The following is a 10,738-nucleotide window of genomic DNA, read 5'->3' on the forward strand; positions in this document are numbered from 1 at the left end:
AGTACATATTGGCGATGCCTTCAGAGAGCTTGTGGAAGGTGCGAACAAGCGGCTAGCCATATGGAATGGGCTTTCGAGCTTCCCGCCGAACCGGCGACGCAGTAGGCGAGGACGTTCCCCGCGTTACAGGGGGCCATGCGCAAAGCATGGGCTGAGCGATTGCGCTTTTCCGCGCAATAAGTAGGGTGGCACCGCGGTCCTACCGTCCCTATCAGAGGGCTGGCAGGGCCTTTTTTATTTTTGGCTTGAGGGAGTGAAGATCGATGAAAACCATTTTTTCCGGCATTCAGCCAAGCGGCGTCATCACCATTGGCAACTATATTGGGGCGCTGCGGCAGTTTGTCGAGCTGCAGCATGAATACAACTGCTATTTTTGCATCGTTGACCAACACGCCATTACCGTTTGGCAAGACCCACACGAACTGCGGCAAAACATCCGCCGCCTCGCCGCTTTGTATTTGGCCGTCGGCATCGACCCGACGCAAGCGACGTTGTTCATCCAGTCAGAAGTGCCGGCGCACGCTCAAGCCGCTTGGATGCTGCAGTGCATCGTTTATATCGGCGAACTTGAGCGGATGACGCAATTTAAAGAAAAATCGGCCGGCAAAGAGGCGGTCAGCGCCGGGCTGCTCACGTACCCGCCGCTGATGGCCGCTGACATTTTGCTTTATAACACCGACATCGTCCCGGTCGGCGAAGACCAAAAGCAGCATATCGAATTGACGCGGGATCTGGCCGAGCGCTTCAACAAACGGTATGGCGAGCTGTTCACGATCCCTGAGGCGCGCATTCCGAAAGTCGGCGCCCGCATCATGTCGCTTGTCGACCCGACGAAAAAAATGAGCAAATCCGACCCCAACCCGAAAGCGTACATCACACTGCTTGACGATGCGAAAACGATCGAGAAGAAGATCAAAAGCGCGGTCACCGACTCGGAAGGAACGATTCGCTACGACAAAGAAGCGAAGCCAGGCATTTCGAACTTGCTCAATATTTATTCGACCCTATCCGGTCAATCGATCGAGGAGTTGGAGCGGCAATACGAAGGAAAAGGATACGGCGTCTTCAAAGCAGACCTCGCTCAAGTCGTCATCGAAACGCTTCGACCGATTCAAGAGCGGTATCACCATTGGATGGAAAGCGAGGAGCTTGACCGCGTGTTGGATGAAGGGGCGGAAAAAGCAAATCGGGTTGCATCGGAAATGGTGCGCAAAATGGAGCAAGCCATGGGGCTCGGGCGGCGGCGGTAAATAGCCGCATCCAGCGAAGCCATACAAAAACGGGCAGGCGCCTATCGCCTTGGCCCGTTTTTTAATTGACTTTTGGTTCTTGCTCCATTTCCCACAGTTTTTCGAAAAATGGCTGCCCTTTGATCAAGTTTTCGCACAGCTGCTCATGCCGTTCGGACCACCCGTATTTCGTCTCGTTATACAATTGTTCCCACGCTTCATCAAAAGACATTTTTTGAATAGCGGCGTATTTTTCCGGCGCCCATTCCGTATACCAATAGCGCATCTGGGCAGTATTTTTTGTCGAATAAAGCTGGTCAAGCGCCATAAACAACAGCTGTTTCAACTGCCGCTCTTTGCGCGTGAGTCCGCACATCAGTTCCGGAGCCGGCGATAAAATGTGGTATTCTTTTTCATACCTCGGCAGCGGATAGTCCCGTTCCTCCGCTTCGGCCGCCACTTCGTAGACGAGTTGTTCCTGACGCGGAATGAGACGGCTTTTGCGAATCGGGATTTGATAACCGATTGTATCGACAGCCAAAACGCCGGCGCCGTCCGTGACAACGAAACAATAGTCCAGCTGAATGCGTTCATGGTTTTTGCGGACATACGCCTTCTGATGTACATCGTCTAGCAGCGGTTTTGGAAGATCGGACAAGCTGTTTTCAATGTAATGAAACAGGGCCGGGGATACTTTTAACAGCGGCACTTGGTCGAGCAGCTCGATTTGATCGTCCTTGCGCCATTCATGGAAATGACAGACGTTGTATCCGTTCTCTTCTCCTTCAAACCAGTTGACCCAAATGTCGTGCAGATAAAGCATGCGAGACCCCTCACTTCCAGACGTGTTTGTCCATCAGTATAGGCAGAGGGTGGGAATTTTATTCCATTTCGTCCTCTTTTCCCCTCTAGGGGCTGCGGCTTGGAAACGTCAAGCTCCCCCACATCAAAAGAAGGCCAATAGGGAATAAATAACATTCCACCCTTGTCGAAATATAAGATAAGTATTCGTAAAAACCACGCTCTGGAGTGATGATGTTCAAATAGGCGATCACCATCATGCCGCCGACGACTGAAAAACCGAAACCGACCAAATAAAAAAACAGGCGGACCACCGGGCTTTCCCTTCCTTCTTGTCCACGTCCTTGTTCTACATATATGTCGGCGCCATGGACAACATGCCTGTTTGCGCCCGATGCCCCTAAGATTCTTGTGATAACCGGACAGCGGCGTCCGCCATGCGGTTTCGAGCTAAGACGCTCCTTGCTGTTTGCCTGAAAAGCCCGCCAACTCCGCGATGTCTTTCGCTTCCATCTTCATCAATTGGGCGAGCGAATAGCCTCTTTCTAGGCAACGACGGATGATGGCATACCCAACGGCATAGCCCCCCATTTTCGGATGCCATCCAAGCCCGTACAAAATGCGGGAAGTATGCGGATGCGAAACGGGCAAATGTTGGTTCGGGACAATATAACGCCGCCAAAACCGTTCCATCTCCCGATCGGTGTAATACTTCGTCCATCCCGCACACTGCTTGACGCCGACTGTCTCGGTGACGGCATGCTCCGCCAATCCTTCCATCACGACGGCATCCAGCAACGTCGCATCTTCGCCTTCGTTCGGCAACTGCTTGAGACGGCATACATGGTTGTATTCATGCGCCACCAACGCGGCGATCTCCTCGTCGCCATGATCCGGCAGCAAGAAGAAAAACAATTTATCAGCAAACGCCACCCCGCCTTTTCCTTGGAATTCGCGCACAAGCTTCCAGTTTTCGTCATCGGCCGGCAGCAAACATACCGGAACGTCTGGCCCCTTCCATATCCCCCGTTGCCGTTCATACAAACGGCCAAGACGTTCCCAAAGACGGCGCTCTTTCATCTCCGGCAAAAGCCGCTCGGCCTGTCGAGTGCTTCGGTACATGCCATACAGCCGTAAATAGCTGTAAATCTCACGCGCCGACGCTCCTTTAAAAAACGAACTCAACCTCCCGCACAACAGGAGCGGGTCCCCCTCATCCTCTTCCAGCCATCGATCGGTTGGAAGCAATCCCATCGCTTTTCCCTCCTTTTCTCTTACGTTATGTCGGCAGGGAAAAGACGGTGAAACAAAACAAAAAAGAGAGCCTGACGCTGAACCGAACCCGCCGTTAGTCACGCGTTTTCAGCTCTGCTCAACCAAGGCTCTCCTTTTCATCCATTACACATATTTTTTAAAAATCAATGTCGCATTATGGCCGCCAAATCCAAATGAGTTGCTTAAGACCACACGCACGTCTTGCTTGCGCGCTTCATTCGGCACATAGTCGAGGTCGCATTCCGGATCCGGTGTTTCGTAGTTGATCGTCGGCGGAATGATGCCGTCGCGGATCGCCAGCACGGAGAAAATCGCTTCCACCGCGCCGGTCGCCCCGAGCAAATGCCCAGTCATCGACTTCGTCGAGCTGACGGCGAGCTTATAGGCATGATCGCCGAATACTTCTTTGATCGCCTCCGTCTCATACTTATCATTGTACTCGGTGCTCGTGCCGTGGGCGTTGATGTAATCAATGTCCTCCGGCTTCAAGCCGGCGTCTTGAAGCGCCTGGCGCATCGCCCGCACGCCGCCTTCGCCGCCCGGCGCCGGCGCGGTGATATGGTACGCATCGGCGGTCGCGCCGTAACCGACAATTTCGGCGTAAATCTTCGCGCCGCGGCGCAGCGCGTGCTCCAATTCCTCCAAAACAACGATTCCTGCTCCCTCACCCATGACGAAACCGTCGCGGTTTTTGTCAAATGGGCGGCTCGCCGTTTTTGGATCTGGATTGGTTGAGAGAGCCGTATTGGCGCAAAAACCGGCGAACGACATTTTCGTAATCGGCGCTTCCGTTCCCCCCGCGATCATCACATCCGCATCGCCGCGCTGAATGACCCGAAACGCATCACCGATCGAGTTCGCCCCGGTCGCGCAAGCGGTGACCGTGCACGAATTGATCCCTTTCGCTCCAAGGATGATCGATACTTGCCCAGCGGCCATATCCGGGATCATCATTGGCACGAAAAACGGGCTCACTCGGCGATAACCGCGCTGCTGGAAAATTTCAAACTGCTGTTCAAACGTCTCCATACCGCCGATGCCAGAACCAATCCAAACACCGACCCGTTCAGCGTTGCTTTCATGAATGTTGAGATTGGCATCTTTGACCGCCATAAGCGCCGCAGCGACGGCGAATTGGGTAAATCGGTCCATCTTCCGCGCCTCGCGGCGGTCGATAAACAGCGACGGATCGAAGTCTTTCACTTCCGCCGCCACTTTTGCCGGAAAGTCGTCCGGATTGACGCGGGTGACAATGTCGATGCCGGACTGGCCGGCGATGATGTTTTTCCACGTCGTTTCTGCGTCATTCCCAAGCGGGGTGACGGCGCCTATGCCTGTCACGACGACTCGTCTTTTTTCCATCGTTTCCGTCTCTCCTTTTTTTATTTCGATAATATCCGTGCCGTTAACGGCCCCAGCGCAAGGCGATCGCGCCCCACGTCAGCCCGCCGCCGAATCCGACCATAATGATGAGATCATCGTCACTGATTTTACCCGCTTCCAGCTCTTCTACAAGCGAAATCGGAATAGATGCGGCCGACGTGTTGCCATATCGGCGGATCGTCGTCGATATTTTCTCTTCCGGCAGCTCGAGCCGCTGTCTGGCCGCTTCGACGATGCGAATGTTCGCTTGATGAGGAATGAGAAAGTCGACATCGTCTTTCGTGAGCCCGGCTTTTTCAAGCACACGCACGCTTGATTCTCCCATTTGCCGGACGGCGAACTTGAATACTTCACGGCCGTTCATGACGATATATTCGTCTTTGTATAAATGTTTTCCTCCTGTTCCGTCAGCTCCCAACTCAAAAGATAAAATCCCGCGCCCGGGCGACACCGGACCCATGACGACCGCTCCGGCGCCATCGCCGAACAGCACCGCCGTGTTGCGGTCGGTCCAATCGGTGATTTTCGATAGTTTGTCTGCCCCCACTACTAATATATACTTGTAGGTGCCTGTGTCAATAAATTGGGCGGCCGTGACCATCCCGTACATAACCCCCGCGCAGGCAGCGCTAATATCAAGCGCAGCGGCGTTGACGGCGCCAAGCCGCTCTTGCAGCATGCAAGCGACCGACGGAAACGGACGGTCCGGGGTGACGGTGGCAACTAAAATGAGATCAATATCCTTCGCCTCAATGCCAGCGTCTTGAAGCGCCCTTTCTGCGGCAAAATACGCCATACGGGACGTATCGATGTCATCCGGAGCGATGCGGCGCTCCTCGATCCCGGTGCGCGTCCGGATCCATTCATCCGATGTATCCATCATTTTTTCCAAATCAAAGTTGGTCAACACTTTTTCCGGCACATAGCGGCCGACCCCGATAATTCCTGCTCCCATATCATTCATCTCCTTTTTCTTTCCCAAAATGGCAAAAAAACGCTCACGCTGACAACCAAACTTGAATGTACAATCAGTCTACATTACCAATTATTATTACTTGGTACTAATTTTAGCCGAAAGAGCGTGGATGCGCAATAAAAAACGAAAGTTGAACCAGCGTTTTCCGTTCCCCTAAGGCATTTGTCCAAACCGCTTTTTCCTTTCTGCCATACAATACAAATACGAGCGACCATCGCATGAAAGGGAGGATCGCCCATGGCCAACGGCGAAGCACAAGAACAACATCGCGAACGGCAAGACCATTTTTCCCGCCTAATGTTCGGATCTTTTCCTTCTCGCACAACCGGCGAGCGCGAAGATCAAGGGAGCGAGGCAGAACCGCCTTTACTGCCGAACATCGATTTCATGAAGCTGTTTGAAAACGTCAATACGCTAGCCGACTCATTGCAACAATTAAAACCGCTCGTGAAAAAGATCACCTCGCTCGTCGACTTATTGAAAAAATAGCAGAGGCTGATCCAAAAAAGCGGTAATACCCCTATCTGAGGCAACATGGAAAAATAGACCACCTTGAAAACCCGGTACAACCACGGGGGTCAGAGGTGGTCTTTTCAATACTTGGGTGAAATTTCATCAAAAAGGAGCTTTTGAGTCAGCTCCTGCCCTTGTCGTTTACGGGAGTTCATTGTATTGGCAGAAAAATTGCCCGATTTGCCGAGCCAGTTGGCGCCGTTTCTCCGGCAGCTCGTAAACGACGCGCACCCGGTTGTTTGTCGTTTTCATCCATTGTTCATATTTACGGCTATGCAAGGCGGATGGATACGGGCTCACTCCGGCCAGCTGCCAAATCGTCACCGGAACGTCATGAGGACTGAGAAAGAGGGACGGAACAGCCTCGGGCACCTCCTCTTCTTTCAAGCCATAGGCAGTCGCGATTTCCCTCACCATCCGCCGGTACACGAATGGATGTTCCTGTTCATAGTCAAGCTGGGCGCGTACGTCAAGGCAAGGGTTGATCATGGCGACGGCGCGGATTTGACTTGGCATGGCGCCAAGCAGTTGCAAAGCAACGAGCGCGCCCATTCCTTCGGCAACGATATAGATGCGCTGGTTCACAATTTCGCTTTTCAACACCGAGTAAATGATCTGGCGCGCCAGCCGGACCGCTTTCGGACTCCCCCAATGCCAGCCGTACAAATGGGACGAAAAGACCGTATACCCACGTTCCAACCAATCTTCCAGCCATTGGCGCCGCCCCGGATGCTCGAGCCAAAAACTCGTCTGTTCGTTCACAAAATGGTCGCCGTCGCCTATTAAAAAAAGGGCAAACCCATTTGGGCGCTCCGGCACGTGAACGATGCACCCTTGCTCATCGAGTTGAAAAAACCGCCGTTGTCCTGCCATCGTTTCCATTCACCCTTGTTTGGCAATGCATAATGGTACAGTATACGATATGCGCGGCCAAAAAAAACGTCCGGGTATATGCCTACGCGACAAATTGTGATAAGATAAGAAAAGGAATGACGAGAAGACGGGAGGAACAAAGATGCGCTTGTTTTGGACGTTTTTTTGGACGTTTTTGCTCGTGCAAATGGCGACGTACGTCATGGGCTCGATGCAAGGGACCGGCTATGATTTCGCAACCGGCGCCTTGCTCGGCGTGATCGTGACCGTTTTAGTCCTTGTCGTCGCCGCTTTGATTCCGGACGAGCCGGCTGGGGATCATCGCCATTGATCATTCTCCTCATAAGACAACGCCTTGGGTTGAAAGTCCCAAGGCGTTGTTTTTGTCATCGAGAAGCCCCATTCCAACACGTATATAGGCGTAAGTCGAGGAGGGATTCCATCTTGATGGGTGTAGGTTGGTGTTTTCTGCAGCCGGCCACGTGCCCCACAATGCTCAATGAGATGGGCTTTATGGGGGCATAAAAACGTTTGACGCTGCCAGCAAGAAGCGCGTCTCTTCCCCCGGCTATCCCCCGCCTCTTCGACTCGTTTCACGCTGACGGGCGAATGACAAGCCGGCCGTTTTCGGCATCGACCGTGACGGTGCTGTAATCTTTCACCCGCCCAGCGATCAGCTCTTTCGCAAGCGGCGTTTCGATTTGCTTTTGCATAAACCGTTTGAGCGGGCGGGCGCCGTATACTGGGTCGAAGCCCGCTTCGGCGATGTATTGCTTCGCCGCTTCGGTCAGCACGAGTTCGATATGCCGATCGGCCAAACGGGCCGACAGCTCGCGGGCGAACTTTTCGACGATGCCTTTCATTTCATTCATCGACAATGGCTTAAACAAGACGATATCGTCGATCCGGTTTAAAAATTCTGGGCGGAAATGGGCGCGCAGTTGGTCAAACACTTGTTTGCGCGTTTCTTCATCGATGTCGCCCTGTTTGTTTTCCAACAACAGCGGCGATCCGATGTTCGATGTCATAATGACGACCGTGTTTTTAAAGTCGACCGTCCGCCCTTGCGAATCGGTGAGCCGTCCGTCATCGAGCAGCTGCAACAGGATGTTGAACACGTCCGGATGAGCTTTTTCGATTTCATCGAACAACAGAACGGAATACGGCTTGCGCCGCACCGCCTCGGTCAGCTGGCCGCCTTCCTCATAGCCGACATAGCCGGGCGGCGCTCCGATCAAGCGGGAGACGGCGTGTTTTTCCATATACTCGGACATGTCAAGACGGATGAGCTGCTCCTCACTGTCAAACAGCGCCTCGGCGAGCGCTTTGGCCAGTTCCGTTTTGCCGACGCCGGTCGGTCCAAGGAACAAAAACGATCCGATCGGGCGGTTCGGGTCTTTCATGCCGGCCCGCGCCCGCAAGATGGCGTCGGCGACAAGCTCGACCGCTTCGTCTTGACCGATGACCCGTCTATGCAGCAATTCATGAAGGCGAAGCAGCTTTTCCCTCTCTCCCTCGACGAGGCGGGTGAGCGGAATGCCAGTCCAGCGTGACACGATTTCGGCAATCTCTTCTTCCGTCACTTCCTCGCGCAGCAATTTCCCTTCACTTTGCTCACTGATTTCTTGCTCGAGCTGTTTGAGTTGCTTTTCCAACTGCGGAATGCGGCCATGGCGAAGCTCCGCCGCCTTGTTTAAATCATACTCGTTTTCCGCCTCTTCCAGTTCGCGTTTTGCCCGCTCGAGCGCCTCGCGCAAACGGCGGACGCGGTCAAGCGCCTCTTTTTCTTTTTGCCATTGCGCTTTCATGGCGTTCGCCTTTTCACGCAAATCGGCAAGTTCTTTTTGCAATGCCGCCAGCCGATCGCGGCTCGCTTCATCCGTTTCTTTGCTTAAGGCCGCCTCTTCAATTTCCAGCTGCATGACGCGGCGCATCACTTCGTCCAACTCCGACGGCATCGATTCCATTTCCGTCCGGATCGTCGCGCACGCTTCATCGACCAAATCGATCGCTTTGTCAGGCAAAAAGCGGTCAGAGATGTAACGGTCGGACAAAACGGCGGCCGCGACGAGCGCCCGGTCGTGAATTTTCACTCCATGGTGCACTTCATACCGTTCTTTCAATCCGCGCAAAATCGAAATCGTGTCCTCGACACTCGGCTCTTGGACAAGCACTTGTTGGAAGCGGCGCTCGAGCGCCGGGTCTTTTTCGATGTATTGCCGGTACTCATCAAGCGTCGTCGCCCCGATGCAGCGCAACTCGCCGCGGGCAAGCATTGGCTTTAACATATTGCCGGCGTCGATCGCCCCTTCGGCCCGGCCGGCGCCGACGATCGTGTGCAGCTCGTCGATAAACAAGATGATGCGGCCCTCGCTTTTTTTAATTTCGTTCAATACAGCCCTCAGCCGCTCTTCAAACTCACCGCGAAACTTCGCTCCGGCGACGAGCGCGCTCATGTCAAGAGCGAAAATCGTTTTGTCTTTCAACCCGTCCGGGACGTCTTTGCGCACGATGCGCTGGGCGAGCCCCTCGACAATAGCGGTCTTCCCAACGCCCGGCTCACCGATCAGCACCGGATTGTTTTTCGTCTTCCGCGACAAAATGCGGATGACGCGGCGAATTTCGCTGTCGCGGCCGATGACCGGGTCGATTTTTCCCGCCTTCGCTTCGGCGACAAGATCGCGCCCGTATTTGGTCAACGCTTCATAGGTTGCTTCCGGATGTGGACTCGTCACGCGTTGATTCCCCCTTACCTTTCTCACGGCTTCTACCAGTGCTTGCTCTGTCAAGCCAAACGATGCCAGTTGCTGGGCAACCGGCTCGGCGCCATGAGACAGCGCGAGCAGCACATGTTCGACCGATATGTACTCATCTTGCATTCGTTTCGCTTCGTTTTCCGCCCCCTCAAGCAGCCGCGCCAAGGCAGGCGCAACGTACATCTGTCCCTCTCCCGCTCCGTGCACTTCCGGCTTTTGGCGAATCCGGTCTTGCAGCCAGCGGATCGCCTGAGCGCGGTCGGCGCCGCAAAGGGCAAACAGCCGCGGCGCCAAGCCATCTTCTTGCTCGAGGAGCGCCAGCAGAAGATGTTCAACATCAAGCTGTTGATGATGCCGCTCTTTGGCGAGCGACTGCGCCGCCATGAGCGCCTCTTGCAGTTTTTCTGTCAAACGGCTTACGTCCATGCCGTCCCCTCCATTTGACCTTCTTTGACTATAAATCATTATAGCGGATCGCAAAGCGCACGGCAAATGAAAAGCCACTCCATGCTTGGAATGGCTTTTGTTCTGCTTCACGGTTTGCGCAAATACGTCCAATGCCGGTTATGGTTCGACGTTTCTGGAAACGTATCGCCGGCTTTCAGTTTCAGCTTTTTCGGGTGCTTTACATTGTCTCCCGTTTCGCTGATTTCAATATACACGCCGTTGTTCGGCGCTTTATCGCCTGGTTTGAAATGGCGCGGTTGGCCCATTTGTTTCATCCCCCTTGCTTCGATTGCATTTGTTATCATGCTCGGTTTCATCGCTGTTCATAAGAATGAAAATGATGGACCCGAGTTCGACAGTTTTGAGGCCATTTTAGGCAAATGAAAATGGCCAAAATGCTGTTATATCAAAGATTTCGCGATGCGGATCCTAGAAAAAAACACTGAATTTCATAGGCACACGAATTCATAATTTATCCTTTAAAA

General features: G+C 53.6%; 11 protein-coding genes and 1 other annotated feature (1 of these 12 cut by a window edge). Of the genes, 3 read left to right on the forward strand and 8 right to left on the reverse strand.

Going from position 1 to position 10,738, the window contains the following annotated elements; translation table 11 throughout:
- Positions 1–213 (forward strand) — a binding site (T-box leader); it begins 21 nt to the left of the window's first position.
- A 50-nt stretch (positions 214–263) separates the two neighbouring features.
- Positions 264–1,250, forward strand: a complete 987-nt coding sequence (gene trpS, locus IKE44_RS00305; RefSeq protein ID WP_033015631.1) for a tryptophan--tRNA ligase — start codon at positions 264–266, stop codon at positions 1,248–1,250.
- Between the two features lie 61 nt (positions 1,251–1,311).
- On the opposite strand, the gene IKE44_RS00310 is transcribed toward trpS, so the two are convergent.
- The 5 genes from IKE44_RS00310 to IKE44_RS00330 all read right to left on the reverse strand — a co-directional run bounded on the left by IKE44_RS00310 (position 1,312) and on the right by IKE44_RS00330 (position 5,643).
- Positions 1,312–2,052: a YjbA family protein gene (locus IKE44_RS00310; protein WP_049624649.1), complete on the reverse strand. Its 741-nt coding sequence runs from the start codon at positions 2,050–2,052 to the stop codon at positions 1,312–1,314.
- A gap of 85 nt (positions 2,053–2,137) precedes the next feature.
- Positions 2,138–2,344 carry a YuzI family membrane protein gene (locus IKE44_RS00315; RefSeq protein WP_033015628.1) on the reverse strand — a complete coding sequence of 69 codons (207 nt, stop codon included), beginning with the start codon at positions 2,342–2,344 and terminating at the stop codon, positions 2,138–2,140.
- Positions 2,345–2,480: 136 nt separating this feature from the next.
- Complete coding sequence (locus IKE44_RS00320; RefSeq protein ID WP_049624650.1) at positions 2,481–3,284, reverse strand: DUF2268 domain-containing putative Zn-dependent protease; 804 nt, start codon at positions 3,282–3,284, stop codon at positions 2,481–2,483.
- Positions 3,285–3,428: 144 nt separating this feature from the next.
- Complete coding sequence (gene fabF / locus IKE44_RS00325; RefSeq protein WP_049624651.1) at positions 3,429–4,667, reverse strand: beta-ketoacyl-ACP synthase II; 1,239 nt, start codon at positions 4,665–4,667, stop codon at positions 3,429–3,431.
- Positions 4,668–4,710: 43 nt separating this feature from the next.
- Positions 4,711–5,643, reverse strand: a complete 933-nt coding sequence (locus IKE44_RS00330) for a beta-ketoacyl-ACP synthase III (protein ID WP_287464657.1) — start codon at positions 5,641–5,643, stop codon at positions 4,711–4,713.
- A gap of 258 nt (positions 5,644–5,901) precedes the next feature.
- On the opposite strand from IKE44_RS00330, the gene IKE44_RS00335 reads away from it, so the two are divergent.
- Positions 5,902–6,153 (forward strand): hypothetical protein, encoded by a 252-nt coding sequence (locus tag IKE44_RS00335; protein WP_033015622.1) that lies wholly within the window; start codon positions 5,902–5,904, stop codon positions 6,151–6,153.
- A 165-nt stretch (positions 6,154–6,318) separates the two neighbouring features.
- On the opposite strand, the gene IKE44_RS00340 is transcribed toward IKE44_RS00335, so the two are convergent.
- A complete protein-coding gene (locus IKE44_RS00340) occupies positions 6,319–7,059 on the reverse strand; it encodes an alpha/beta fold hydrolase (protein WP_287464659.1) in 741 nt (246 codons plus the stop codon).
- Between the two features lie 133 nt (positions 7,060–7,192).
- Between IKE44_RS00340 and IKE44_RS00345 the strand changes: the two genes are divergently transcribed.
- Positions 7,193–7,381 carry a YjzD family protein gene (locus IKE44_RS00345; RefSeq protein WP_049626102.1) on the forward strand — a complete coding sequence of 63 codons (189 nt, stop codon included), beginning with the start codon at positions 7,193–7,195 and terminating at the stop codon, positions 7,379–7,381.
- A gap of 262 nt (positions 7,382–7,643) precedes the next feature.
- Here IKE44_RS00345 and clpB read toward each other — a convergent pair whose 3' ends face one another.
- A complete protein-coding gene (gene clpB / locus IKE44_RS00350; RefSeq protein WP_287464661.1) occupies positions 7,644–10,232 on the reverse strand; it encodes an ATP-dependent chaperone ClpB in 2,589 nt (862 codons plus the stop codon).
- Positions 10,233–10,339: 107 nt separating this feature from the next.
- Positions 10,340–10,519: a YjzC family protein gene (locus IKE44_RS00355; protein WP_049624656.1), complete on the reverse strand. Its 180-nt coding sequence runs from the start codon at positions 10,517–10,519 to the stop codon at positions 10,340–10,342.
- Positions 10,520–10,738 lie beyond the last annotated feature (219 nt).

Origin of the sequence: Geobacillus sp., assembly GCF_017515625.1 — a bacterium.
Taxonomy (GTDB): Bacteria; Bacillota; Bacilli; order Bacillales; family Anoxybacillaceae; genus Geobacillus; species Geobacillus stearothermophilus.